The following is a 25,577-nucleotide window of genomic DNA, read 5'->3' as shown; positions in this document are numbered from 1 at the left end:
GGTCGCGTGGCAGGGGAGCGAGCGGCGTGGCCCTACTATGCGGCGGTCCGAGCGTTCCCGGATGTCGCGCGAGAGTGGATCCACACCGGCGCCGCGCGTACCCCGGAGCTCGTCCGATGAGCGCGGACGGCAGGACCGTGTCCCGCCGGGCGGCGGGCGACGCGGGGGCATCGTCCCGGATCGGGGCGTTTCTGCGGGCACGCTTGGACAGGGCCGCGGCCCAGCGGGCGGGCCGGATCGCGGCGCGGGTCGCGCCACACCTGCCCGTGGGCGGGCGAGTGATCGACATCGGATCCGGGACCGGGCACAACACCGAGGCGCTGCGCGCGGTGACGGCCTCGAGTTTCGTCGAGACCGATGTGGTCGACATGCATGTGGCCGGGCCCGCGCCGGTGCTGTGCGCGGACGGGGCGCTGCCGTTCGCGGACAACGCTTTCGAGGCGGCGCTGGTGCTGCACGTCCTGCAGTTCCCGACCGATGCCACGGTGCTGCTGCGCGAGGCGGGGCGGGTCGCGCCGCGGATCATCGTGCTCCAGTCGACCGTCGGCGGCCCGGCCGGGCACGCCGCACTCGTGGTGCGGGGATTCCTGTTCGGGCGCTTGGCGTTTCGCATCGCCCGCGCCGTCGGATACGTCGCGCCGACCCCGCAGGCGCTGCGGGTGCTGCGGGTCTTCTCGCGGGCCGACGTGCGGGCCGCCGCCGCGGCCGCGGGACTGCGGGTGACCGCCTTCGAGGCGGACCGGTTCCCGGTGCCGTTCGGCGGGCGCGACCTGTTCGTCCTGGAGCGCGCGGAATGAAGGTCTCGGTGATCGTTCCGGCGCGCAACGAGGCGGCGGCGCTGGGCGACACCCTGCGGTCGCTGGTGATCGCCGCGCGCACGGCGCGCGCATCGATCGAGATCATCGTCGTGGACAGCGCCAGCACGGACGGGACAGCCGAACTGGCGCGCTCGTTCACCTGTGCCGAGGCAGCCGAAACAGCCTGGGGCGCCTCCCGGGTTCCGATCCGCGTCGCGGTGGCGGACCGGCCGGGCGCCGCGCGCGCCCGCAACCTGGGCGCCGAGCTGGCCGCGGGCGACGTGCTGATCTTCGTTGACGCCGACACCCGCGTTCCCGCCGACGCCTTCTCCCGCACGCTCACCCACGTGCACGCCGGCTACCAGGGCGGGCTGACCCGGCTCGGCGCGCTCGACGGCGGCCGCCGGGCCCGGCTGTGGTGGGCGTTCTGGAATGTAGTGCGCGCGCTGCCCATCGCCCGCGCGAAAGCCATGTCCGCCTTCATGTTCAGCACCCGCGATGCCTTCGACACGTTCGGGCCGTTCGACGAGAGCGTGCAGATCTCCGAGGAATGGCCGCTGCTGGCCGGTCTGTGGCGGGCCCGGCGCGACCGGTTCGTCTACGACCGCGAACTGACCGTGTTGTCCTCCGCGCGGCGCATGGAGATCCCGGCCTTCGGCTACACCCGCACGTTCGTGAAATACGCCTGGGCGGTGCTGCATTCGAGTGGCCGCGCCCGCTACCCGGACCGATTCCGCCACCCGCCCGCGGGCACGGAGACCCCGCGGCGGTGGCGGCTGCGGCTCGCCGCGCTGGTGGCGGGCACCGCGATGCACGAACTCGACCCGGTGCGGGTCGACGGGCGGCGCTGGTTCCACAAGCGCAGGCGTCGCGCCCGCGCGCCGCTGCTGCCGCTGTGGAATCTGTGGCTCGCGATCTGCGGCGAACCGGTGCGCGTGGTGTCCGGAACCGCCTGGCACGACCGCGAAAACGCGGTGCATCGAGCACTGTACGGGCAGGATGTCCGCCCGGCCGCGCACGGCGGCCTGCTCATTCCGTATCTGCCGGGCGTCCCGGCCGACGCGGTACCCGGCGGCCCGGCCGATCACGCGGACCGGGTGATCACCGCCGCCGCCCGTGCGCTGGCGGGACTGCACACCGCCGGGCAGAGCCACGGTGACGCCGTCCTGCGCAACGTCCTGCTGGATCCCGCCACCGGAACGGCCGCGTGGATCGACTTCGAAACCCGCCACCGTGACGCACTGCCCGTGCCGCGCCGCCGCGCCGACGATCTCTGGACCCTGGCCCGCTCGGCGGTCCTGACCCTGGGCCCCGGCCGGGCCGAGCCGGTCGCCGCCGCGATCGTGGCGGCGAGCCTCGACCCGGCCACCCGCGCCGCGCTCGCCGACTGCGCGACCGAGCCGGGACATTCGGTCAGTGTCCTGGCCCTGGCGCGATCGCCGCTGGTCGGTGTGGGTTTAGTGGAACTGCGCCGGGCCGTGCTGCGGCACTGTAATGCCACTCACCGGACCCTCGGGGCATAAGTTCGGGCCCGCGACGCTTGTCACAGGGGTGGGTGCGCACCGCATCCGCCCCGAACAGCACCGGTCTCCGAAAGGCGGCGTCGTATGGCCCCCGCACTGTCCCTGCTCGACCTGGCCTCGGTCGCGCCCGGCACCACCGCGCGCGACAGCTTCGACAACAGCGTCGAACTGGCGCGGGCCGCCGAACGCAGCGGATACACCCGGGTCTGGTACGCCGAACACCACAACATGCGCTCGATCGCCTCGAGCGCGACCAGCGTCCTGATCGGACACGTGGCCGCGCAGACCGAGACGATCCGCATCGGCTCCGGCGGCATCATGCTGCCCAACCATTCGCCCCTGGTCATCGCCGAGCAGTTCGGCACCCTGGAGACCCTGTTCCCCGGGCGCATCGATCTCGGGCTCGGCCGCGCGCCGGGCAGCGACCAGCAGACCATGCGGGCGCTGCGCCGCAATCCGTCCTCGGCGGATTCCTTCCCGCAGGACGTCCTCGAGCTCCAGGGCTACCTGTCCGGCAATTCCCGCATCCCCGGCGTGCAGGCCGTGCCGCGCGCGGAAGGCATTGTGCCGCTCTACATTCTGGGCTCGTCCCTGTTCGGTGCGCAGCTCGCGGCGCACCTGGGCCTGCCGTACGCCTTCGCCTCGCACTTCGCCCCCGACGCCCTGCACCAGGCGGTCGCGGCCTACCGCAGTGGTTTCCAGCCCTCCGAGCAGCTGGCCGAGCCCTACGTCATGGCCGGGGCCAATGTGTTCGCCGCCGACGACCAGGCCGACGCGGAAGCCCAGAAGACCATCGCCTACCGCGCCCGCGCCCGCGCGATGATCAAGCGCGGGGCCGCCGGCATCGACTACACCGACGACGAGATCGACGCGTTCCTGGCTTCCCCCAACGGTTCCCAGCTCTCGGCGATGACCACCTACACCGCGGTCGGCACCCCCGATCGGGTTCGCGCCTACCTCGACGACTTCGCCGCCTCGATCGAGGCCGACGAACTGATCCTGGCCCACCACGCGACCGACATCGCCGACCGCGTCCGCTCGGTCGAGCTCACGACCCCGGATCGCGTTGCCCAGGAAGCGGTTCGCTGATCGGACGAGGCCCGAATTCCAGGGGCGCCAGGGGTTCGGGCCTCGGATCACCCGCCGCCCGCCCGCACCCCGGCCCTTTCGCACGCCGGCCGTGCGAAACTCGATCGAGTCGAGCGATGATCAGCTCCTCGTGGCCTTGTACCGGCTGCGGTCGGCGTTGTTCTCCAGGGCCTTGACCAGCTGATCGGCGCGAGCCTGTCCGAAGATGGCGCGCGCCCAGATCGCGGAGGTGACGTCCGAACCCGGCGGGGGTTCGAATGCGCAGGACACCGTGGTGGATCCATTGGCCGGGATCGTCGCGGTGCCCACACAGTCGGGCCGGTCCTGATCGACGCCGGCAAAAGTGAGTCCGATGCTGTACGCGATGATGGTGTCGGTGTTCGCCGAGGCGACCCCCGGACCGGTGATCGCGATGAACGGCTGAGCCGTGGCGGTTATGGTCGACAGGGCCGAGCACGTCCGCGCGCACGGGGTGCTCCACCCCGCGTTGTGTTCGATCTTCTTCTCCGAATCGGAGGCGTCCGCCAGCGCCGTCACCACCGGCACCAGGTCGGAGTACAGGGTGTCCACCTCGGTCGTGCTCAGCGGAGTGACTCGAATATCGAAGGTGGCGTTCACGATTCGGGATACCCGGCCGTCACGTACGTAGGTTGTCACCCCGCCGCTGCTGATCGGGGTGGCAGCGTGGTCGTCGATGGCGACGGGCTCGCCGACCACGAGCGCGCTGCCGCTGCTCGCGCTGTTGTCGAGCTGCTTACCCAGAACCGAAGGATTCAGCGCCGAGGACAGGGTGATCCCGTGAAACACGTAGTGCCGGGACACCTGTTTGCCGTCCGAGCCGGTTGCGGCCTCCTCGCTCGCGCCGTCGGCGATCCACGCCGCGCGCGTGCCCTTCATGAAGGTCTTGTCATCGACATGCAGATAGTCGACCCACTGACCGGGTGCGATCTCGACGGTGCCGGAAACCTCGCCGACGTTGGTCACTCGCAGGTCCAAGGCGACCCACTTGCCGTCCCTGTCCGTCAGCTTCCCCGTGTAGTGCGCCCCGGCGGCTTTGGTCAGGCCCTGGCGCGCGGTCCGGAAGTCGTCGAGTGCGATCTCTTCCGCGGATCGGTGATCCCCGAGCATGAGCCAGCTCGCCCCGGCGGCCACCCCCGCCAGCACCACGGCGGTCAGTGCGATCGCCGGCCACCGCCGGCGTTTCCGCGCCGGGACCGTCGTATCCTCCGCCGCGGATTCGACCTCGTCCGTCATTCCCCACCCACCTGTTCAGTTCTTCGTCCAATAGCGTCCCGGACTATATGACCGGGTGATCAAAACGGGCAAACCGGGCGAAAGTGCTGATTGGGGTGTCGAATGCCGTAGGGGGAGTGCGGCGATCGTTAGCATGGGGGTGTGATCGAGCGTGGAGTGCGCGGGGTTCTCGGGGTGGGTCTGCTGCTGGCGGTGGTGACCGGGTGCGGATCCGGGGACCAGCATGACGGGCATACGGTGGCGCGGATGCCCACCGCCACACCGGCGGTGAGCGCGGCGGAGCCGACCACCGCCGCGCCGATCACCTCGGGCGCGGCCGTCGCCATCGGGGAGGTTCCCGGTAATCCCAACGCGGCCAAGGCTTTGCAGCCGTGGGTCCGGGATCTGACGGGGCAGGACCTCGACACCGTCGTGCGCAAGTGCTGGACCATCGAGCCGCAGAACGCGCGGACCATGTACGGCGACAAGGACGCCATCCTGGCCGCGGTCGCCCAGCCGGGCGTCGACGGGCAGTTCGCGGTGATCTGGAAGGGCCCGGTACAGACCGTCAGCGTCAAACGCAGCGAGATCGCCTCGGGCTACGCCTGCCCGCGGGTGTACGCGACCGGGTCCGACGCCGCGTTCGACGACGCGGACGCGCGCTACGCGGTGCGGCGCTACCTGTCCCGATGGGTCGGCAAACCCGTGAACGCGGACGACGTGGAGGGCAGGTATCCCCTCGTCTGCGCCGGTTCGGTCCTGGCCAACAATCCCGGAAGGCTCACCGGCACCACCGGATTCGGTGAGATGACCACCGCACCCTCGGGCATCTCCGATGTCCTGGTGACGGTTCCGGTGACGAACTCCTCCGGCGTGACCCAGCCGATGGTCTTCACGGTGGCGATCGGCTCGGAAGGCTACTGCATCAACGACATCTCCGGCTGACACTCGCCGCCTGGGCTCGGGCCGCCGTCGCCGGACACGCGGACGTACGCTCACGGCCGGTGTGCGTGCGGTGGCGTGGAGGATGATGTGGGTGGCGTGACCGCCATGGCGGCGAAGCTGGCGCCGGTGGTGTTCGTGTTCGCGGCGGGGGTGGTGTTCGCGCGGCGCGGGACCATCGACGCGGCGGCATCGAAACTGTTCTCCGAGTTCGCCTTCCGCTTCGCCATTCCGGCCTATCTGCTGGGCAGCCTCTATGCCGCCGACCTGGACCGGGTGTTCGACCCGCGCGCCATCGGCTCCTACGCCCTGACTCTGCTGCTGGCCGCCTGCCTGGTCGGCGGCATCTGCTACGCCCGGGGGCTCGGGATGCGTGGTATCGCCCTGCGCATCATGGCCGCCTGCCAGGTCAACACGGCCTACCTGGCGATCCCGGTGTTCGCACTGCTCTTCGGGGACGTCTCGCCGATCTTCCCGATCCTGCTGCTGCAGGTGTGTGTCCTGACCACGGTCATCATCGCCCTGCTGGAATCGGCTCCCGGGGACGGGATTCCGGTCGGCGCCACCGCCGCCGGCCGGGTGCGGCGCGGGCTGTGGTCGGCGCTGACCACCCCGCTGGTGCTGTCCTGCTGGCTCGGCATCGGCGCCAATCTCACCGCGGTGCCGGTGCCGCGGTGGATGCTGGACTGTCTGTCCACCGCGGGCGCGGCATCGGCCCCGATCGCGCTGTTCGCGCTCGGACTGCACCTGGGCGGCACGGGCCTGCGGCTGCGCCCGGCCGCCCCCGGCGAGTACTGGCTGATCGCTTGCAAGTGCCTGGCTTTTCCGGCGCTCACCTGGCTCATCGCGGACGCCGTATTCCACGTCGGGCACCCGTGGCTCGCGTACCTGACCCTCATCGCGGCCATGCCGACCGCCCAGAACCTCTTCCTGTTCGCCCAGAGCTACGACACCGACATCGATCTGGCCGCCGCCACGGTCGTGAAATCGACGCTGGTGTCGTTGCTGCTGTTACCGATCTGGGCGGCGCTGCTGATCTCGGGCTGACCGGCCCGTTCACCCGAGGCCGCGGGCCCCGCTCAGCGCGGTGGTGGCGGCAACGCGGGCAGGGCCGGGGTGTACAGCCACGTATCCCACAGCGACCGCAGCGGATTCGGGCTGTAATGCCCTGCCAGGTCCGTGAAATCGTCGGTGGTCACCGAGGAGTGCCGGTACCGGGCCGTCCACTCGCGCAGCAGATTGAAGAACTTCGGGTCACCGAGCAGCAGTCGCAGCGAGTGCAGCGCGAGCGCCCCGCGCTTGTACACCCGGTCGTCGAACATCCGGGCCGGGCCGGGGTCACCGATGAGGATGTCCTGCGGCAGATGCGCCAGATTGCGGTGCGCCGAACGGGCCAGCTGATCGGCGGCGGGCCCGCCCGCGGCCTCGGACCAGATCCATTCCGCGTAACAGGCGAAGCCCTCGTGCAGCCAGATGTCCCGCCACCGCGAGATCGTGAGACTGTTGCCGAACCACTGGTGCGCGAGCTCGTGCGCGACCAGCCGTTCCGAACCCCGTTCCCCGTCACAGTGATTCGCGCCGAAGGTGGAGATGCCCTGCGCCTCGATGGGTATCTCGAGGTCGTCGTCGGTGACCACCACCGTGTACCCGTCGAACGGATACGGCCCGAACGCCTCGGTGAAGACCTCCATCATGCGGGGCTGGCGCGCGAAATCATGGTCGAAGGCCGCGCGCAGCCGCAGCGGCAGCACCGCCTGCATGGGCACCGCACCGCGCCGGGTGTCGATGCGGTGCTTGCGGTACGGCCCGATCTGCACGGTCGCCAGATACGTGGCCATGGGCTCGGCCTGCTCGTACACCCAGGTGGTCTGACTCGCCTTGGTTTGCTTACGCATCAGCGTGCCGTTGGCGAGTGCGTAGTACGGGGTGTCGGTGGTGATCGATACCCGGTAGCTGGCCTTGGAACTCGGGTGATCGTCACACGGGAACCAGGAGGCCGCGCCGTTGGGCTGACTGGCCACCAGCGCGCCCTCGGTCAATTCCTCCCAGCCCACCTCACCCCACGGCCCGCGCACCGGGCGCGGCGCGCCCGCGTACTGGATGGTCAGCGACAGCGCACCGCCCGCCGGAATCCGCTGCGCCGGGGTGATCACCAACTTCCCGTGCTGGTGTGTGTATTTCGCCACGCGCGCGCCGTTGACGAGCACCTTGGACACGGCCAGGGACTGTGCCAGGTCGAGCGCGAAGCGATCCTGCTCCCGGGTGGTCACCGCGGTGATCTCCGCGCGCGCCGCGAGTCGGTTGCTGGCGACCTTGTAGGTCAGATCCAGGTCGTACCGGGACACCCGATACCCGCGATTGCCGTTCTGCGGCAGGTAGTCGTCGATCGGCTCCTCGGCGAACTTGCTCACCCTCACCGGGCGGCCCCGATCTTGCCGGGCCACGGCGCGATCGGGTTGCCCCACCAGCGGGTCGAGGGCGGCACCGCATCCCCGCGCATCACCAGCGACGCGGGTCCGACGGTGGCGCCGGCTCCGATACTGGCGGCGGGCAGGGCGACGCAATGCGGGCCCAGGGTTGCCCCGGCGCCCAGAGTCACGGTGTCCATGGCCATGATTCGATCATGGAACAGGTGCGTCTGCACCACGCAACCGCGCTCGACGGTCGCGCCGTCGCCGAGGGTCACCAGGTCGGCCTCGGGCAGCCAGTACGACTCGCACCACACCCCGCGCCCGATCTTCGCGCCCAATCCGCGCAACCACAGATTCAGGACCGGCGTACCGGTCGCGGCGCGCGCGAACCACGGCGCGGCCACGTGTTCGACGAACGTGTCGGCGACCTCGTTGCGCCACACGAACGAGCTCCACAGCGGATGCTCCTCGGTGCCGATCCGCCCGACCAGCAACCACTTCGCGACCACCGACACCGCGCCGGCGACCGCGCCCGCGGCCAGCAGCACCAGCCCGCTCAGCAGCGCGGTGGCCAGATGCCCGACCGTTTGCGCGAGCCAGGCCAGGGCGAACAGCACCCCGAGCCCGATGGCGAAGGTCACCAGCACCGGGATCAGCCGGCACGTCTCGACGATGCCGCGCGCCACCCGCAGGCGCGGGGACGGATCGAAAGTGCGTGCGGTGTCGCCGCTTCCGGCGGTCCGGCGCAGTCGCACCGGGGGGCTGCCCAGCCACGACGAGCCCGCCTTGGCCTTGGACGGCGCGGCCGACAGGACCGCGACCAGACCGTTCTTGGGCACCCGGCGACCCGGCGCTGTCATGCCCGAATTCCCCAGGAAGGCACGCTTTCCGACCTTGGCCTCACCGATGTGCAGCCAGCCGCCGCCGAGTTCGTAGCTGGCGATCATGGTGTCGTCGGCCAGGAACGCGCCGTCGGCGACCGTGGTGAACTTCGGCAGCAGCAACACCGTGGACGCCTCGACGTGCTTGCCGATCTTCGCGCCGAGCAGGCGCAGCCAGATCGGGGTCAGCAGGCTCGCGTACAGCGGGAACAGGAATGTGCGGGCGGCGTCCAGCAGGCGTTCGGTGGCCCAGGTCTGCCAGCCGACCCGGCTGCGCACCGGGTGATAGCCCGGGGTCAGCCCGATGCTGAACAGTCGCACGGCCACGATCGTCACCGCCGCGTACACGCCCAGACTGAGCAGGGTCGCCACCGGCAGGATCGCGAACGCGCGGCCGAGGCCCGCGGACAGCGTCGTGGTGTCGCGAATCCACCAGGCGATGAACGCGCCGCCGGTGCCCAGGCCCAGAATCGGGACCGCCGCCAGGAGCATGGAGGTGATGCCGAAGATGGCGACCCAGTGCCGCGCCCGCGCGGGCGTGTGGTCGGGCCAGTTGTGCTGCGCCTTACCGACCTTCACCGCCGGGGAGCCCGCCCACGCCTGCTCGCCCTTGACCTTGCCCGCGACCGCCGAGCCCGGCGCGATCTCCGCGTTCTTGCCGATCCTGGTGCCGGGCAGCAGGATCGAGCGCGCGCCCACCACCGTGCCGGGGCCGATGCTGATCGGCCCGATGTGCACCAGATCCCCGTCGATCCAGTAGCCGGACAGGTCGACCTCGGGTTCGATGCTGCAGCCGTCGCCCAGTTCGAGCATGCCCGTGACCGGAGGCAGGGTGTGCAGGTCGACGCCCTGGCCGATACGCGCGCCCAGCGCCCGCGCGAACGGCACCATCCACGGTGCGCCGGACAGGCTTTCGGCGCCGCTGGCCGCGGACAGCCGGACCGTGGCCCACAACCGCAGATGCGTCCAGCCGCCGCGCGGATAGCTGCCGGGCTCCACATTGCGCAGCAGCAGCCGGGATCCGGCCACGCACAACGCCATCCGGCCGGGCGGGGAGATGAACAGCACGAACGCCAGCAGCGCCCACCACCACGACAGGCGCGGCAGCCAGGGTAGCGACTCGGTCCAGGCCGCGATGTTGCCGACGATGGCCAGCCAGGTGAGCCACTGCAGGCCGGTCAGCGTGGTCAGGGGAATCGTGGACAGCACCTGGAACAGCTGGGCGCGCAGTGGAACCGGGCGCACCACGCGTTCGGTGGCGGCGGCGACCGGTGCGGTGGCGTCGAGCGCGGCGGCCAGCGCGCCCAGGCGGGGGGAGTCGTAGAGATCGGCGACGGTGATTCGCGGATGGCGTTCGCGCAGGGCGCCGACCAGTTGCGCGGCCGCGAGCGAGCCGCCGCCCAGATCGAAGAAGTCGGCGCTCGGATCGGTGACCTCCGCGCCCAGGATCGAATCCCACAGGCCGGCGACCCAGCGTTCGGTCTCGCTCAGCCCCGGATCGGCGTCGGTGGCCTTGGGCAGGGGCCAGGGCAGGGCGTCGCGATCGACCTTGCCCGAGGTGCGGGTGGGCATGTCGGCGACCACGGCCAGGCGGGGCACCAGCGGAGCCGGAAGCTGTTCGGCCAGTATCGCCCTGGCCGCTTTGACGTCGTAGTCGGGGCCGGGCCCGGTCAGGTAGCCGACCAGTATCTTGTTGCCCGCCTTGGTGGTTCGGATGGCGGCGGCCGCGCCGGTGACCCCGGGCAGGTGCTGGAGCGCGTTGTCGATCTCGCCCAGTTCGATGCGCCGGCCGCCGAGTTTGATCTGATCGTCCGCGCGGCCCAGGAACACCAGGCCCGCGCTGTCGTTGCGCACCAGATCGCCGCTGCGATAGGCGCGGTCCCAGCCCACCGAGGGCAGTGGCGCGTACTTCTCGGCGTCCTTGGCCGGATCCAGGTACCGGGCCAGGCCCACGCCGCCGATGACGAGTTCGCCGGATTCGCCCTCGCCCACCGGGTTTCCGGCCGCGTCCACGACGGTGAGATCCCAGCCGTCCAGGGGCAGGCCGATGCGCACCGGGAACGAACCGTCCAGCAGCGCCGCGCACGCCACCACCGTCGCCTCGGTGGGACCGTAGGTGTTCCACACCTCGCGGTCGGCGGTCCCGGCCAGCCGCTCGGCCAGTTCCGGCGGCACCGCCTCGCCGCCGAAGATGAGCAGGCGCACCGAGTCCAGTGCCTCGGCGGGCCAGGTCGCGGCCAGGGTCGGCACGGTTGAGACCACGCTGATCTCGCGGCGCACCAGCCAGGGGCCCAGATCCGCGCCGGTGCGGACCAGCGCGCGCGGGGCCGGAACCAGGCACGCGCCGTTGCGCCAGGCCAGCCACATCTCCTCGCAGGAGGCGTCGAAGGCGACCGAGAGACCGGCCAATACGCGATCCTCGGTGCCGATCGGCTCGGCGGGCAGGAACAGGCGGGCCTCGGCGTCGACGAAGGCCGCGGCGTTGCGGTGGGTGACCGCGACGCCCTTGGGCGTACCGGTGGACCCGGAGGTGAAGATGATCCAGGCGTCGTCGGCGGGGGTGGGGGCCGCGGTGGGGCCGCCCGCCGATTGCGCTGCGGCGGCCGTGGTTTCGATGCCGTCGGCGGTCAGGATCGCGGTCACCCGCGCCTCCCCGAAGACCAGGCGGGCCCGCTCGTCCGGATCGTCGGCGTCGACCGGGACGTACGCGGCCCCGGCGTGCAGTACGGCCAGAATGCTCACGTACAGCGCCCGCGTGCCCGAGGGCATGCGCACCCCGACCCGATCGCCCGCCCGCACCCCGGCCGCGCCGAGTTCGCGCACCCGGGCTTCGACGGCCCCGGTCAGCTCGGTGTAGCTCAGGATCGTGTCGCCGTCGTCGATGGCGGCGGCGTCCGGATGCGCGGCCGTGGTGGCGGCCAGGATGTCGACCAGCGTGCGGGCCGGTGGGGCGAGCGCCGCCCGCAGCATGGGACTCGCGCCCAGCGCGGTATCGACCTGGGGCTCCAGCATCGCGTCGTGCCAACCTCTCATAGAACTGTCGAACGCTTCGGCGTCTGTTGTTTCACACGAGGGTTACCAGCGGGCGAACTCCACGGTGACCGAATGTCTACGCTACCCGTGGTGCGGATTGTCGGGTGTGCACCGTTAGCCGTAAGTTCATGCGGCATGGCATTACCATCGGCGTTTCTCGACCTGGCCAAGCGTGTGAACAACTGGGGCCGTTGGGGTTCCGACGACGAAATCGGAACCCTGAACCTCGTCACCGACAACGTGGTGCGGGCGGCGGCCGCGACCGTGCGGACCGGGCACCGGGTGGCGCTGGCCGTGCCGCTGAGCCAGCAGGGCATTCAGACCGGGATGATCCCCGGCCGGGTCAACCCGCTGCACAGTATGGTCGCGGTGAACTGGGAGATGTTCGGGCCCGGCACCGTCGCCACCAGCGACGACGTGGTCACCATGGGGTTGCAGGCCGGGACGCACTGGGACGCGCTCACCCATGTCTCGCATTCGGGGCTGATCTACAACAACCGGCCCGCGGACACCATCACCGCGCATCGCGGGGCCAAGTTCAGCGGGATCGACAGGGCCGCGCACATCGTCTCGCGCGGCGTCCTGCTCGATGTGGCGGGCGCCCACGGGGTGGAGCGGCTGCCGAGCAACCACGCGGTCACCCCGGAGGACCTCGAGATCGCCGAGGAATTCGGCCGGGTGCGGGTGCGACCGGGCGATATCGTGCTGATTCGCACCGGTCAGATGGGCCTCTACCTGGCCGGTGACCGCGAGGGATACGGCGTGCCCTCGCCCGGGCTGTCCATCCGCTGCCCCGAGTGGTTCCATGCCCGGGACGTGGCGGCCGTGGCCAACGACACCCTGGTCTTCGAGATCTTCCCGCCCGAGATCGAGGGCCTGTGGCTCGGCGTGCACGCCCTGCACCTGGTGGAAATGGGCATGCTGCAGGGCCAGAACTGGAACCTGCAGGAACTCGCCGTCGCCTGCGCCGAGCACGGGCGCTACGAGTTCCTGCTCACGGCCAATCCCGAGCCGTTCGTCGGCGCGACAGGCACCCCGGTGGCCCCGGTCGCGATCTTCTGACCCGAATCCGGGGACCGGAGCGGATCCGGGACGCCGGGCACGCGCGTCCCGGCGGCCCACACCGCCGGGCGCGGGGATCCCGACCCTTCTGACGTCGACGGCCGGCACCCGGGATTTCGGGCGCACCGCGGTGCGGCCGAGCGCGGTGGGGGGGGGGGGGGGGGGGGGGGGGGGGCCGGCGGGGGGGGGGGGGGCGGGGCCCGGGGCGGGGGGGGGGGCGGGGGGAGGCGCGCGCGGCCCCCCCCCGCGGGGCGGGGGCACCCCCCCACTCCGGCCGGCCCGGCCGGCCACGGGGTTTTTGGGGCCCCCCGGGGGGGGGGGGGGGGGGGTGGGGCGGGGGGGGGGGCCCGCCCCACCACCGCATCGGGTCAGGGCGTGCCGAACCAGGCGGTCAGGGCGGCGCGCAGGGATTCGCCCGCGGTATCGGCGGATTCGTCGATGCGCGCGGCCCAGGCGACATGGGCGTCGGGGCGGATGAGCAGGGCGTCGGCGGGGCGATCCGCGGTCTTGCCGGTGCGGATCTCGACCCTTTCCCGCCAGTCGCTCGCGGCGGTGTGCAGGTCGGGGCGGTCGGTGAGGATGAGCAGGACCGGGCGGGCGGCGTGCATCAGGGTCGCGACGTCGGTGACGCCGTCCTCGGTGTGCAGGGTGAGGTCGGGGGCGAAGGCGCCGGCCAGGGGGTGGGGGTTCGCGCCGGGCATGGGGTAGCGAATGTCGTTGTGCCCGACCAGGTTGCCCAGGCGTTCGAGCGGCTGCTCGTCGGTCAGCAGTTCCTGAACCACGGTCCGCAGGGCGTCGGCGGCCGGATCGTGCCCGCGGCGCAGGGCCACCTGGGCGCGAGTTTGCAGGCGGGCCCGGGCGCCCGCGAGATGACGTTCGTCGTGGTAGGTGTCCACCAGACCGGCGGGAGCCCGGCCCTGTACGTCGGCGGCCAGTTTCCACGCGAGATTGACCGTGTCGAGCATGCCCACGTTCAGCGCGGTGCCGGTGGCCGGGAACAGGTGCGCGGCGTCGCCGGCCACCAGAATCCGCCCGGCGCTGTACCTTTCGGCCTGCCGGTCCTTGAAGGTGAAGCGCGAGAGCCGGGTCGAACCGGTCAGCGGCAGCTCCGCTCCCAGCACCCGCGTGATGCTCGCACCGAGTTCGGCCAGGGTCAGCGGTTCGTCATCGTCGTATTCGGCGGTCTCGTCCTCGGTGGTCATGAGCGAGAGCCCGCCGGGCGTGGCGGCGAACGCGAACGCGCCGCGCTCGGTGCGGGTGAATCCCGCGTGCACCACGCCCAGCCCGGGGACCTCGATGTCGCCGTTCTCGAGCACGGTGACCGCGTCGGAGACCGTGACCGCGGCGAATCGGTTGACCTGCGGGTAGGTCGTGCCCGGGAAGTCGATTCCGGCCAGCTCGCGAATCCGGCTGCGGCCGCCGTCGCAGCCCACCAGGTAGCGGGCGCTGACCCGGTATTCGCCGTCGGGCCCGCGCACCTCGGCGGTCACCGTGCCGGGGTCCTGGCTCACCCCGATCACCTGATTGGCCCGCCGGATCTCCGCACCGAGGTCGCTCGCGTGCGCGTCCAGGATGCGCTCGATCTCCCGCTGCGGCAGCGGCAGCGCCCGCATGGGCGGCTCCGCCATGTTCGTGAGGTCCAGGTACACGTCGCCGAAGGGGAAGCGCGCCGCGACGTGCGGGTCACCGCTCGCCGCCTCGAAACGCTCGAGCAGTCCGCGGTAGCGCAGCAGATCCAGGATCCGCCCGCCGATGCCGCTGGCCTTGGGCACGTCCCGGATCGCGGGCTGACGTTCGAGCACCAGCGTCCGCACACCCGCGAGCCGCAGTTCACCGGCCAGCATCAGGCCGCTCGGTCCCGCGCCCACAATGATCACGTCGGTGTCCAGCACAGGCATTCTCAGTACTCCATTTCCGCCGGGTTTCGGCTACGGCGGATGATTCTGCGGTATCACCGGGGTCTTGCCGCAAGCCCCCGGGTGCGCTATATGTTGAGAGTGGGAAGGGGCTGCGGCCCTTCATTTCCGGCTATCGTCCACTTCGGACGGAAAATCTCCTCGCTTGTCCCGGCAGCGTCCGCCGGCTCGGATCGCGGCGCGCGCGAATGCCATTCGCCGCCGGGATAGGTGATGTAGAGCGGCCCCAGATTGCAGGGGTTCAGGCAGCCGGTCGGGGTGACCAGCGCATCGGGGTTGTCGCGCCGCAACTCCCGGTAGAGCTCGCCCGCGCCGTAGACGGTGCAGCGCGGGCCGCGGCAGACCAGGATGTGCGCATCGTGCTCGGGCAGCTGCGACCAGGCCGGGCTGCGAAAGGCGCGCGGGCTCGCCGAGATCGGCGCGCCGTCCTCTTTCATGCGGATCCGGACCGCGTCGAGGAATTCCGCGGTGGTGTCGATGCCCGCGGTGAGCCGCACCTCCAGTTCGGCCCCGCGACTCTCCCGCCAATTCGCCACCGCGCGTGCGATCCAGGTCTCCAGATAGCGGTCCCGGGGGACCGCCAGCGGAACGAGCGTGACCGGCACGCCGTCGCGCAGCGCGTCGTCGAGCACGTCGTGGATCGTCGGCTCGTCCTGATCGAGGACCGCGTACCCGATTCCGCAGGCGTCGGCCAGGCGTTGCACGGCAACGAGATCCACCCCGGACGGCGTGGGGCGGGCGACGAGCACGTGCCTGCGGCTCATGCGGCGCGCCCCGGCCGCGGGGCCGGAATCACCAGCGGGGTTCCGGTCAGCGGATCCTCGATCACCGCGCACTCCAGATCGAAGACCTCGGACATGACCTCGGGCCGCACGATCCGCGCCGGAGCGCCCTGGGCGATCACCCGGCCGTCCTTCATGGCCACGATGTGGTCGGCGTAGCGGGCCGCCAGATTCACATCGTGCAGGACCGCGACGATGGTGCGGGGCAACAGGGTTCGCAACACGTCGAGGATGTCGAGCTGATGGGCCAGGTCCAGGAAGGTGGTCGGTTCGTCCAGCAGCATCACCTCCGGATCCTGGGCGATGGCCAGCGCCAGCCAGACCCGCTGCCGTTGCCCGCCCGACAGTTCGTCCAGCGTCCGGTCGAGCAGCTCCAGGGTTCCGGTGGCGGACAACGCTTTCCGGACCGCCGCGTCGTCGGCCGCCGACCACTGCCGGAACCAGCGCTGATGCGGATGCCGGCCCCGGCCGACGAGATCTCCCACCGTGATTCCGTCGGGTGCGACGGGCTGTTGCGGCAGCATGCCCAGGCGGCGCGCCAGTGTTCGAGCCGGCAAGCGGGCGATGTCGGCACCGTCGAGCAGCACCGAGCCGGTGGCCGGTGGCAGCAGGCGGGCCAGCCCGCGCAGCAGCGTCGACTTGCCGCAGCCGTTGCGGCCGACGACGACGGTGAATTGCCCGGCGGGGAAATCCAGTTCGGCGTCGGTGACGACGGCGGCGCCGCGGTAGGCGAGGCCGAGTCCGGCGGTGGTCAGATGTGCGGTCATCCAGCGTGTCCGATCCGGGTTGCGCGGGCGAGGAGATAGACGAGAACGGGGGCGCCGAGAATCGCGGTGACCACCCCGACCGGGAGCTCGGCGGGGAACAGGCGGCGGGCGGCCAGGTCGGCGGCGACCACCAGCAGCGCGCCCGCGGCCGCGGCCGGAGCGAGCCCGGCGCCGCGTTCGGCGAGCAGCCTGCGCGCGATCTGCGGGGCCACCAGGGCGACGAAGGCGATCGGTCCGGCCGCCGCGGTGGCCAGGGCGGCGGCCAGCGCGGCGAGCACGATCAGAATCGTGCGCCGCGGTCCGCGCCGGCCGGTGAGGGAATGGGCGAGTTCGTCGCCCAGTTCGAGCAGCGGCAGCGAGCGCGCGAACACGATCAGCGGCGGCACCACCGCGAGCAGCGCCGCGGCCGCGAATCCCACGTGCGGCCAAGCGCGTCCGGCCAGGCTGCCGGTGAGCCACATGGCCGCGGTGTGCGCCTGATAGATGTTCGCGCGGGTCAGGATGAACGCGATGGCCGCGGACAGCATGGCGGTCACGCCGATGCCGACCAGGACCAGGCGGTACCCGTCGAGGCCGTCCTTGGTCGCGACCGCCAGGATCAGCGCCATGGCCAGGAACGCGCCGGCGAGCGCGCCGCCGACCACGCCGAGCCCCGAACCGCCGAGTACGACGGTCACCGCCAGCGCGCCCAGCGACGCACCGGTATTGATGCCGATGATCTCCGGACTGACCAGGGGATTGGTCGCGATGCGCTGCAGAATCGCGCCGGAGATCGCGAACGCCGCGCCGGTGCCCAGGCCGGTCAGCACGCGCGGCAGTCGATCGGCCACGACCACGTCGTATTCGATGAGCGTGCCGCCCCCGCCCAGTACCCGCAGCACGTCGGCGACGGTCAGCGGGTAGTGTCCGACGGTGAGCGACCACGCCGCCACCAGCAGGGCCGCCGCGGTGAGCGCCAGGGTGATCAGGGCCGAGCGGCGTTGGACGCGCACGACCAGTTTCCCGCTCGGTGAGCGCAACAGCACCGTGCCCCCGGGCAATACGCTCGACTCGCGGGCGGTCACAGGGTCGCCACCTTCCGGTTGCGGACGAGGTAGAGGACGAACGGCGATCCGGCGAAGGCGGTGATGATGCCGACCTGGATCTCCTGCGGCTGAGCCAGCACCCGGCCCGCGATGTCGGCGACCAGCAGCAGCGTGGGTCCGAGCAGCGCGCACCAGAGCAGCACCCGGCGATAGTCGTGCCCGGCGAACGCGCGGGCGATGTGCGGAATCACCAGGCCGATGAACGCGATCGGCCCGGCGATGGCCACCGCCGAACCAGCCAGCAGTACCACACTCAGCGCGCCCAGGCCGCGGACCACGAGCAGGCGGGTGCCCAGGGTGCGCGCCAGGTCGTCCCCGATGGCCAGCGCGTTGAGCGAACTCGCTACCGCGAGTGCGAGTGTCACCCCGATGACCAGGAAAGGCACGACGGCCCACAGGGATTCGAGGCTCGCGCGGGTGAGAGAACCGACCACCCAGAAGCGGAAGTTGTCGAAGGTGGTGCGATCGAGCAGGGTTATCGCGGTCGTGATCGAGCCGCACAGGGCGGTGAACGCGGCCCCGGCGAGCACCAGTTTCACCGGGGTCGCGCCGCCGAATCCCAAGGAGCCCAGCGTATAGACGACAACGGCCGCCACCGCCGCGCCCAGGAACGCGAACCACACGAGACCCGCGGCCGAGCCGAGTCCGAATACCGCCATGGCCAGCACGATCGCCAGTGACGCGCCGGCGTTGATGCCCAGCAGGCTCGGACCGGCGAGCGGATTGCGGGTCAGGCCCTGCATGACGGCCCCGGCCAGGGCGAGCGCGAGCCCCGCCAGCAGTCCGGCCACGGTGCGCGGCAGGCGGATGTAGCGCACGATCCGATCGGTATCACCGCCCTGGAAATCGGTGAATGCCGAGATCACGTCGGCGAAAGCGACGGGGTGCGTGCCGATCCGCAGGGACGCCACGCAGATCACGGCGAGCGCGGCCGCGGCCAGCACCGGGCCCGCGCCGCGCACGGTGCCGGTCACTTCGGGAACAGCCCCGGATGCAGCAGTCCGGCAACGAGTTCGGTGGCGTGCGCGATACGGACCCCGGCGGCGCGATCGGCGAACAGGAACGGGTGCACCGTTTTCGCGCGCACGGCGGTCAGATTGGCGAAGGCCGGATTGCCGGTGATCCTGTCCACCTGCGGTTGCGCGTCGGCGCGGACGTAGGTCGCCTTACAGCACAGGCTGGTCAGGATGATGTCGGGATCGCGGGCGATGAGCTGTTCCGCGCCGATCTGCACGTTGCGGCGCTCGGTGAGATCGCCGAAGGCGTTGACCCCGCCGGCGGCCTCGATGATCCGGGAGATGAAATCGATGCCGCCCGCGACGGTGTAGGAGCCGTCGTCCTTGGGCGTGAGGACGGCGACCCTGGGCTTGGGCGCGCCTGCAACCTTGGCGCGGACCGCCTCGATGCGCGAACTCAGGTCGGCGACCACCGTGTCGGCGCGATCGGCCACACCCCACAGCGCGCCCAGATCCCGCAGATCGGCGTAGACGTTGTCGAAGCGCACCGTCGCCGGATCGATCGCCTCGTCGGCCAGACCGTCCGCGCTGGGGCACAGCGGGCTCAGTACCCAGGTGTCCACGCCCAGTTCGTGCAGACTCGCCCGCGTGCCCACGCTGCTCTGCGACGAGGTGGCGAACACGCCGTTGAAGCCGGACAGCACGAAATCCGGTCGCTGCGCGAGCAATTCGTCCCGGCTCGGTAGTTTCTCGACGTAGGGGGATCTCGCCTGCGCCGCCTGATACTCCGGCAGCACCGCCGAATCCAGGAACGCGGTCCCCGCCAGGCGATCGGTGACGCCGAGTGCGTGCGCGATCTCGATGGAGGGCTGGTACGCGGCGTAGATGCGCTGCGGGGGACCGGGCACCGCGACATCGATGCCGCAATTGGCGCGGGCGACGGCGTTCGCGCCGTCGGCGGCGGGCCCGGCCTGCACCCCGCAACCGGTGAGCAATAGTGCGCAGGCCAGCAGCGCGCCGGTACGCAGGCGCGCGAAAACAGATGGGGTCACCGAGACCGCCTTCCAGGTCCTCGTGGAATCGGGTGTTGCCTGCCGTGGCCGGTCTCCTGGCTGACGGGATACCACGCGAAAGATCAGCCTTCCCAGGGCGCGAGCACCCCAGTGGCCCCGAACGGATCACTCCGTCCGGATCGATCTTCACTCCCGATCACAGTGGCGAGGGCCGCACCGGCATCACACCGGTTTCCCGAACACCACGGCGGGGGGACTGTACCAAGATCACCCGTGCGCCCGGGAACCCCGCCCGCGCGGCCGGGCTCGCGCGGGGGCCGACATGGTTGAGTCCTGCTTCACGAGCCTTGGGGGATCGCGCCTTGTTCCCGTTGTCCGGCCGCTCTTACGGTGGGGCCGTTCGATTCCGTACATTTCCGAGGAGTTCCACCGCTCATGCTCACCCCGATCGCCTACGGCCTCGCCGTGTTCCTGGTCGTGTTCATCATCGTCATCGGCGCTCGGTTCCTGGTGTCACCGCGGGTCGCCGCGGCCGGGTTCGGCGTACCCGCGAAACCCGACGGCGACGCCGCCTACCTGGATGTGAAAGGCCTGCGGGACATCACCTCCGGTGTCATCGGCCTGGCGCTCATCCTGTTCGCGGACGCCGACGCGGTCGGCTGGTACATGCTGGCCGTCTCGCTGACCCCCTTCGGGGACACGCTGATCGTGCTGCGCCACGGCGGCACCCGGGCGGCGGCGTTCGGCATCCATTTCGCGACCGCCGTCATCGTCTGGATCAGCGCCGCACTGCTTTTCGCGGCGTGACGCGTCCGGTCCGGTCGGCCGCCCGGGCTCGATGTTGCTCGGGTCCGTACGGACCTCAGCGGGTGGGCTCGTCGGCGCCGAGGCGGCGGGCGGAGAGCTCGGCGTGGGCGACCCGGCGCAGGGCGGCGATCACCGGTTCGTAGAGGGCCGTGCCCAGAACCGCGTATTCGATTGCGCGGGAAGGGGGTTCCAGGGGCATCTCGTCGATGTCGTAGGCGGCGATGGCCAGGACAGCGGGACCGTAGGCGCGGAGCCGATCCTCCGTCATCGGCATCCCGGCGGCCTCGGCGGCGGCGAGGGCGTGCTCGAGCTGGGCCACGGCCGGGTAGTCGTCGGGGACGCCGATGTGCAGCGCGGTGAGCGCGGCGCGGGCGCGGGGGTAGTCGGCGGGGGCCGCGGCGTCGACGGCGGGTGGCAGCAGCGCGGTGGCCGTGGCCAGGGTGTCGAGCAGGGTGCGGCCGGGCTCGTCGATCAGCGTGACGATCGCCCGGATCTGCGCCATGGACAGGCCGAGCTGGGACAGCGCCCTGATCAGTGCGACCCGCCGGATGTGCGTCTCGTCGTAGGTCGCGCGCGTGGCGCTGGTGGCCCGGCCCGGCATCAGCACGCCTTCGCGCAGGTAGAACTTCACGGTCGGGATCGGCACGCCGGTCCGTGCCGCCAACTCCGACATCAGCACGCGGGTCTCCTTCGCTGCACGCCTTGACATTGGGTACCTCAACTATCCAATATTAGGTACTGGAAGTATCCAATCAAGTGTACGAACCGCGGGAGCCATCGTGTACACCACCCTGATCGACCCTCTGATCAGCATTGTTCTGGGCGCCACCATCATCTCGGTGGCCACCATCGCCTTCGGCGGAACGTTCCTGCTACGTGTCGTCACCGGCGGTCAGCCAGCGAACGAACTCCAGAAATCCTTCTTCCGCGCCGGGCACGCGCACGCCGGCGTACTGGTCATGCTCGGCCTGCTGCTGGCGGTACTGGGCAATGCCGCGGGCGCCAGCCCCGGCTGGGCGAACGGCGGCGCGATCGCGGTGCTCGCGGCGGCCATCCTGATGCCCGCCGGGTTCTTCCTGTCGGTGCTGGGCGTCGATCCTGCCCGGCCCAACCGGATGATCACCGCGGTCTGGGTCGGCGCGGCCGTACTGGTCACGGGCGTCGTCCTGGTGGGAGTGACCGTCCTGCTCGCGGGCATCGACAGGATGTGATCCGGCTGCGGCAGGCGCTCAGAGCGCGACGCCCGCATCGTGAGCGGGCCTGTGCCGCAGTCGAATCGACAGAGCGCGGCGCTTCGGCGGAAAGGCGAGGGCACGATCCCCAAGGCGCTGCGGCCTCGACCCGCGTAGCAAGCGGTCCCGGGCCCCGCCCGGTTGCCAATCCCTGCCCCGGCGAACCGGGGGTCGTGACCTCGGCGGGAGTCGAACCCGCGTAGTCCTGAATGAGAATCAGGGTGCCCGACCGGCGGAGCACGAGGCCGTGTGAAGTTGTGGTGACGCAGGTCGGGATCGAACCGACGTGGTCCTGAGTGAAAATCAGGGTGCCGAACCAGCACAGCACTGCGCCATGGAAATATCGCGATCGTCGGGACGGCGAGAGTCGAACTCGCACCCTCCTGCACCCAAGGCAGGCGCTCTATCCGTTGAGCTACGTCCCGCGGCGGGAGGGCATGAAAAAGGGCCGCTCCCCGGGCATATGCGCCCGGTGCGGCCCTCGGCGGGGAAGTTACCCGGCTACGGGTGACTCACCGCGAGGGTGGCGGCGGGCGCGGCGCTCGGTTCCGGCGGCACGGTGGCACCGGCGCCGAAAGTCGCTGCGGGACTGGGGATACTGCACTCGGTCATCGTCGCGTTCCTTTCTCGTCGGTGTGTGCGGTCAACGCTAACAGCGAATCGTCCAGTGCGGTACTTATTTTCGGGGAAGCTGTTCGCGCAGCTCAGAGCGTATCGGACTTGCTGAGCCAGCCGACGAACGCGCGCGTGAAAGCGGTGGGGGACAGGCGAACCGCGGCGGCGGTGGCCTTGGTCTGGATGCCCACGAGCACGTGCGGGCCGCGCAGGCGCGCGGATTTGGTGGCCGTGTTCCAGACCGAATCGGCGATATCGGCGGCGGTCAGATGGACGCCCAGGGTCGCCGAGGTCCTGGAGCCGCGCTCGACCTCGTCCATCATCGCGGTGGCCACGAACAGCGGCAGTAGATCGTGCACCTTGATCCCGTACCGCTGCCACTCCAGATCGAGCGCCTCGGTCAGGCTGCGCACCGCGGCCTTGGTCGCCGCGTAGGTCGCGAGCCCCGGCTGGCCGTACAGCGCCGAGGCCGACGCCAGGTTGATCACCTGGCTGCCCGGCGTGCGGCGCAGGTGCGCGAGCGCGGCGTAACAGCCGGTCAGCACGCCTTTCACGTTCACGTCGACCACGCGCAGCTGACGCTCGAGCGGGATGTCGCCGAACGCGCCGGAGCAGAGGATCCCGGCGTTGTTGACCAGCAGATCGAGCCGCCCGGTGGCCTCGGTGAACTCCTTCAGCGCCTGTTCCCAGCCCGCGGCGTCGGTGACGTCGAACGCCCCCGTGATCGTCTCGCCGCCGATCTCGGCCGCGGTCTGCCGCACGGCGTCGGCGTCGATGTCGTACAGCCCGACCGTCCAGCCCGCCCCGGCGAACCGCGCCGCGATAGCGCGGCCGATCCCGGCGGCAGCGCCGGTGATCAGAACGGCGGGCCGGGAGGAGGTGGCGGTCACGTTCGTGCCTTTCGGTTGGGGCGCGCCGATATCAGGCGGCGGTGCGACCGGTATCGGTCGCCGCGAGAATCGTACGGTGGAATTCGGCCGCGTCGGCGGCGGCGTCGCGGCCGTCGGCGAGCAGGCCCGCACCCAGGTGAATCAGCGTGTGCGGCGCGCTCTCCCGAATCTGCAGACGCAGCGGAACCTGCGCCTCGTCACAGCGTTTCGCGACCTCGAGCGCGTCGGAGAGCAGCATCTCCCGCGAACCCACCTGGACCAGCATCGGCGGCAGCCCGGTGAAATCGTGATTGACCACCGACCAGCTCGGATCCAGTACGCCGTCGATGGCGATGCCCCGGCGCACGACCATGTCGGGACCGGCCGCGGGCAGCACCGCGTCCAGCTTGGCGTTGGGGTGCGCCATGCGCGCGGTCGAATCGAAGTCGGCCCACGGCGAGGTGACCGAAATGCCCGCGGGCAGCGGCAATCCGCGATCGCGCACGGTCAGCGCCAGCCGCAGCGCCAGGCCGCCGCCGGCCGAATCGCCGGAGAACACGATCTTCTCCGGGGCGAAACCGTGATCCAGCAGGTACTGGTACGCCTCGAGCGCGTCGTCCAGGCTCTCGTTGGGGTGCGCGTCCGGCAGCTGCCGGTAGTCCACGCTGAACACCGGCAGCTCGCTCAGGGCGCCCAGCCGCGCGGTGTGCCTGCGGTAGCTGTGCAGCCCGCCCGCGATGAACGCGCCGCCGTGGAAGTACAGGATCGCCGAATCGCGGGCGATGCGCGGATCGGAAACCGGCTCGGACCACAGCCATTCGGCGTCGAAGCTGTCGAAGAACACCGGATGCCTGCGCACGCCGCGCGGCGCGCCCAGGACCCGGGCGGGCGCTTCGGACAGGCGGGTCACCCGGAAGATCAGGTCCGCCGGACCGGGTCCGCGATCGGCCACCCAGGCGCCCGCCCGCAGGAACTGCTGCAGCGTGGTGCGCAGCACCGGATGTGCGATGCGGGTGCCGATGCGGGCCGATCCGGACTGCTCGACGATCACGGACGAAACGGAATGCGGGGACTGCGGCGACATTGCCACGGCTTCTCCTGTCCGCGCCGCGATGGCCGAAGCGCTGAACTGTGTACAACGGTGTCTATTCTGCGGCCTGGGCCTCGATCATCTTGACGTCTGAAACCCGGATTGTCATGCCCCAGAGCGAAATTCCCGTCGAATCGACATCTGTCTCACGTCCTGCGAGGCCGCGCGGTGAACGGGGTTCACACAGCGAGGATTCGGAACGAAACCTCACCCGCGCGCGGCCGCCGGTTTCAGCCTGCGGGCGGTGCGCGCGGCCATGAGCGTGGAGATGCCGGTGGCCAGCAGCGGGTCGTAGCCGGTGAGATCGGCGATGCGGGCCAGCCGGTAGGTCACCGTGTTGCGGTGGATGAACAGCGCCCGCGCCACCGCGTTGTGATTGAACTCGTTGTCGATGAACGCTTCCAAGGTCTGGATCAGCATCGGCTGATCGTCCAGTGGAGCGAGCACCGCGGCCAGCGTCGTACGGGTGGAACCCGTTGTGGCGATGGCATATTCGAACATCATGTCCTGCTGGCGGCACAGCACCTCCGGCAGTTCCAGACTGCGCGCCACCTCCGCGACCACCTGGGCCTCGGCGTAGGCGGCGGGAACGGCGGCGTGCGAGGTCGCGGCCGCGACGCCGATCCAGTACTGCGGATGCGGGGCGTTCTCGGGCAGGGCGAGCGCGGCGCTCAGCACCCGCACCGGATCGCCGCCGTCCGCCGCCATCGGCACCAGGGCGGTCCAGCCGCCGCTGTCCCGATGCAGCAGCGTGCCGGGCAGATGCGCCAGGCGACTGCGCAATTGAGTCAGGGTGCCGGGCGTCGGATCGCCCAGGCGCACCGCCGCGATGAGGAAGGCCGGCGGCACGGTGGTTTCCGGATCCAGGGCCCAGCTGCCTGGATCACGGCCCGCGAGCAGGGCGTCGGCGAGTTCGTGCTGGCGCTCGAGCAGATCCCAGCGCGGCTGGCGGGCGTCCTCGACCAGGGCGCCGGCGATCCGGCCCATGATGAGCCCGATGTAGTCGGTCAGGCGCAGGCTCACCTGCGGAATCAGCCGGTAGTCCGCGTCCTCGACCAGCGGCACCAGCGCCGACCAGAAGAACGCCGTGCCCGCGCGGTAGTTGTGCCACACCTCCGCCACCGGCATGCCGTCGTGTACCAGGGTCATCGCACGGTCGATGAGCGGCTGGGTGTCGGCGACAGTGGGTTCCACGCCGTCGATCAGGTAGCGGAAGAAGAGTTCGAGGTTCACCCGCGCGCTGGGCACGAAGTCCGCGTCCCGCATCGAATGCGGTAGCGCCCCGTTGGCGGGCAGTTCCACGCTGAACGAGGCCGCCAGGGCGGTCGCGCGTTCTCGCAGGAGATCGAACACGGCCGCGGTGTCCGTTGTCGTACCGGTGTGCTCGGTCATAGCCACCTCCTGGTTCGGGCAACCCTGCACCGAACACACTATGCGATACGCGCTGTAACAGACAGGATCCGCGGCCGTGCCG

At 71.0% G+C, this 25,577-nt stretch carries 21 protein-coding genes, 3 tRNA genes and 1 riboswitch; of the genes, 8 read left to right on the top strand and 16 right to left on the bottom strand.

Features of this window, described 5'->3' with window-relative positions; genetic code table 11:
- The first annotated feature begins 116 nt into the window (after window positions 1-116).
- The 3 genes from ACFVBH_RS02420 to ACFVBH_RS02410 all read left to right on the top strand — a co-directional run bounded on the left by ACFVBH_RS02420 (window position 117) and on the right by ACFVBH_RS02410 (window position 3,409).
- Window positions 117-797: a class I SAM-dependent methyltransferase gene (locus ACFVBH_RS02420; RefSeq protein ID WP_378999041.1), complete on the top strand. Its 681-nt coding sequence runs from the start codon at window positions 117-119 to the stop codon at window positions 795-797.
- The gene (locus tag ACFVBH_RS02415; protein ID WP_378999039.1) at window positions 794-2,320 is read left to right on the top strand and encodes a glycosyltransferase; all 1,527 of its coding nucleotides are present in this window, start codon (window positions 794-796) and stop codon (window positions 2,318-2,320) included. The genes ACFVBH_RS02420 and ACFVBH_RS02415 overlap by 4 nt, the downstream gene beginning before the upstream one ends.
- Window positions 2,321-2,404: 84 nt before the next feature.
- The gene (locus ACFVBH_RS02410; RefSeq protein ID WP_354990865.1) at window positions 2,405-3,409 is read left to right on the top strand and encodes an LLM class flavin-dependent oxidoreductase; all 1,005 of its coding nucleotides are present in this window, start codon (window positions 2,405-2,407) and stop codon (window positions 3,407-3,409) included.
- Window positions 3,410-3,529: 120 nt separating this feature from the next.
- On the opposite strand, the gene ACFVBH_RS02405 is transcribed toward ACFVBH_RS02410, so the two are convergent.
- Window positions 3,530-4,663, bottom strand: coding sequence for a hypothetical protein (locus ACFVBH_RS02405; RefSeq protein WP_354990864.1), 1,134 nt, complete (start codon window positions 4,661-4,663; stop codon window positions 3,530-3,532).
- A 141-nt stretch (window positions 4,664-4,804) separates the two neighbouring features.
- Here ACFVBH_RS02405 and ACFVBH_RS02400 point away from each other — a divergent pair, with 141 nt between their 5' ends.
- Together ACFVBH_RS02400 and ACFVBH_RS02395 are read left to right on the top strand one after the other, a co-directional pair.
- A complete protein-coding gene (locus ACFVBH_RS02400) occupies window positions 4,805-5,587 on the top strand; it encodes a hypothetical protein (protein ID WP_378999035.1) in 783 nt (260 codons plus the stop codon).
- Between the two features lie 87 nt (window positions 5,588-5,674).
- The gene (locus ACFVBH_RS02395; protein ID WP_378999033.1) at window positions 5,675-6,631 is read left to right on the top strand and encodes an AEC family transporter; all 957 of its coding nucleotides are present in this window, start codon (window positions 5,675-5,677) and stop codon (window positions 6,629-6,631) included.
- Window positions 6,632-6,663: 32 nt separating this feature from the next.
- Here ACFVBH_RS02395 and ACFVBH_RS02390 read toward each other — a convergent pair whose 3' ends face one another.
- Together ACFVBH_RS02390 and ACFVBH_RS02385 are read right to left on the bottom strand one after the other, a co-directional pair.
- The gene (locus tag ACFVBH_RS02390; protein ID WP_378999031.1) at window positions 6,664-8,001 is read right to left on the bottom strand and encodes a M1 family metallopeptidase; all 1,338 of its coding nucleotides are present in this window, start codon (window positions 7,999-8,001) and stop codon (window positions 6,664-6,666) included.
- Entirely contained in the window at window positions 7,998-11,888 is a 3,891-nt protein-coding gene (locus tag ACFVBH_RS02385; protein WP_378999028.1) for a Pls/PosA family non-ribosomal peptide synthetase, read from the bottom strand. The genes ACFVBH_RS02390 and ACFVBH_RS02385 overlap by 4 nt, the downstream gene beginning before the upstream one ends.
- Before the next feature lie 156 nt (window positions 11,889-12,044).
- Here ACFVBH_RS02385 and ACFVBH_RS02380 point away from each other — a divergent pair, with 156 nt between their 5' ends.
- On the top strand, window positions 12,045-12,971 hold the full coding sequence (locus ACFVBH_RS02380) for a cyclase family protein (RefSeq protein ID WP_354990859.1): 927 nt from the start codon (window positions 12,045-12,047) through the stop codon (window positions 12,969-12,971).
- A gap of 368 nt (window positions 12,972-13,339) precedes the next feature.
- Here ACFVBH_RS02380 and ACFVBH_RS02375 read toward each other — a convergent pair whose 3' ends face one another.
- From ACFVBH_RS02375 to ACFVBH_RS02350, 6 genes are all read right to left on the bottom strand, one after another.
- Window positions 13,340-14,869, bottom strand: coding sequence for an FAD-dependent monooxygenase (locus ACFVBH_RS02375; protein ID WP_378999026.1), 1,530 nt, complete (start codon window positions 14,867-14,869; stop codon window positions 13,340-13,342).
- An 86-nt stretch (window positions 14,870-14,955) separates the two neighbouring features.
- A complete protein-coding gene (locus ACFVBH_RS02370; protein ID WP_378999024.1) occupies window positions 14,956-15,651 on the bottom strand; it encodes a (2Fe-2S) ferredoxin domain-containing protein in 696 nt (231 codons plus the stop codon).
- Entirely contained in the window at window positions 15,648-16,436 is a 789-nt protein-coding gene (locus ACFVBH_RS02365; RefSeq protein ID WP_378999022.1) for an ABC transporter ATP-binding protein, read from the bottom strand. Before ACFVBH_RS02365 ends, ACFVBH_RS02370 begins: the two co-directional genes overlap by 4 nt.
- Window positions 16,433-17,500: a FecCD family ABC transporter permease gene (locus tag ACFVBH_RS02360; protein ID WP_378999020.1), complete on the bottom strand. Its 1,068-nt coding sequence runs from the start codon at window positions 17,498-17,500 to the stop codon at window positions 16,433-16,435. The genes ACFVBH_RS02365 and ACFVBH_RS02360 overlap by 4 nt, the downstream gene beginning before the upstream one ends.
- A complete protein-coding gene (locus ACFVBH_RS02355) occupies window positions 17,497-18,495 on the bottom strand; it encodes a FecCD family ABC transporter permease (RefSeq protein ID WP_378999018.1) in 999 nt (332 codons plus the stop codon). The genes ACFVBH_RS02360 and ACFVBH_RS02355 overlap by 4 nt, the downstream gene beginning before the upstream one ends.
- On the bottom strand, window positions 18,492-19,529 hold the full coding sequence (locus tag ACFVBH_RS02350; protein ID WP_378999016.1) for an ABC transporter substrate-binding protein: 1,038 nt from the start codon (window positions 19,527-19,529) through the stop codon (window positions 18,492-18,494). The genes ACFVBH_RS02355 and ACFVBH_RS02350 overlap by 4 nt, the downstream gene beginning before the upstream one ends.
- A gap of 28 nt (window positions 19,530-19,557) precedes the next feature.
- A riboswitch (cobalamin riboswitch) is annotated at window positions 19,558-19,752 on the bottom strand.
- Window positions 19,753-19,925: 173 nt separating this feature from the next.
- Between ACFVBH_RS02350 and ACFVBH_RS02345 the strand changes: the two genes are divergently transcribed.
- The gene (locus ACFVBH_RS02345; protein WP_378999013.1) at window positions 19,926-20,297 is read left to right on the top strand and encodes a DUF4267 domain-containing protein; all 372 of its coding nucleotides are present in this window, start codon (window positions 19,926-19,928) and stop codon (window positions 20,295-20,297) included.
- A 55-nt stretch (window positions 20,298-20,352) separates the two neighbouring features.
- On the opposite strand, the gene ACFVBH_RS02340 is transcribed toward ACFVBH_RS02345, so the two are convergent.
- Window positions 20,353-20,976: a MerR family transcriptional regulator gene (locus tag ACFVBH_RS02340; protein ID WP_354985308.1), complete on the bottom strand. Its 624-nt coding sequence runs from the start codon at window positions 20,974-20,976 to the stop codon at window positions 20,353-20,355.
- A gap of 100 nt (window positions 20,977-21,076) precedes the next feature.
- On the opposite strand from ACFVBH_RS02340, the gene ACFVBH_RS02335 reads away from it, so the two are divergent.
- Window positions 21,077-21,508, top strand: coding sequence for a hypothetical protein (locus ACFVBH_RS02335; protein ID WP_378999011.1), 432 nt, complete (start codon window positions 21,077-21,079; stop codon window positions 21,506-21,508).
- Between the two features lie 195 nt (window positions 21,509-21,703).
- Here the strand turns inward: ACFVBH_RS02335 and ACFVBH_RS02330 are convergent.
- The 6 genes from ACFVBH_RS02330 to ACFVBH_RS02305 all read right to left on the bottom strand — a co-directional run bounded on the left by ACFVBH_RS02330 (window position 21,704) and on the right by ACFVBH_RS02305 (window position 25,495).
- Window positions 21,704-21,776, bottom strand: a tRNA-Glu gene (locus ACFVBH_RS02330).
- Window positions 21,777-21,787: 11 nt separating this feature from the next.
- Window positions 21,788-21,863: transfer RNA gene (locus ACFVBH_RS02325), tRNA-Glu, on the bottom strand.
- A gap of 18 nt (window positions 21,864-21,881) precedes the next feature.
- Window positions 21,882-21,954, bottom strand: a tRNA-Pro gene (locus ACFVBH_RS02320).
- Window positions 21,955-22,233: 279 nt separating this feature from the next.
- A complete protein-coding gene (locus ACFVBH_RS02315; RefSeq protein ID WP_354985309.1) occupies window positions 22,234-23,034 on the bottom strand; it encodes an SDR family oxidoreductase in 801 nt (266 codons plus the stop codon).
- 31 nt (window positions 23,035-23,065) lie between these two features.
- Window positions 23,066-24,097, bottom strand: a complete 1,032-nt coding sequence (locus ACFVBH_RS02310; protein ID WP_379001564.1) for an alpha/beta hydrolase — start codon at window positions 24,095-24,097, stop codon at window positions 23,066-23,068.
- Between the two features lie 213 nt (window positions 24,098-24,310).
- Window positions 24,311-25,495: a PucR family transcriptional regulator gene (locus ACFVBH_RS02305; protein ID WP_378999009.1), complete on the bottom strand. Its 1,185-nt coding sequence runs from the start codon at window positions 25,493-25,495 to the stop codon at window positions 24,311-24,313.
- Window positions 25,496-25,577: the final 82 nt, after the last annotated feature.

Origin of the sequence: Nocardia sp. NPDC057668, assembly GCF_042799795.1 — a bacterium.
Lineage (GTDB): Bacteria > Actinomycetota > Actinomycetes > Mycobacteriales > Mycobacteriaceae > Nocardia.
The sequence above is the reverse complement of the archived record's forward strand: the minus strand, read 5'-3'. Positions and strand labels throughout refer to the sequence as shown.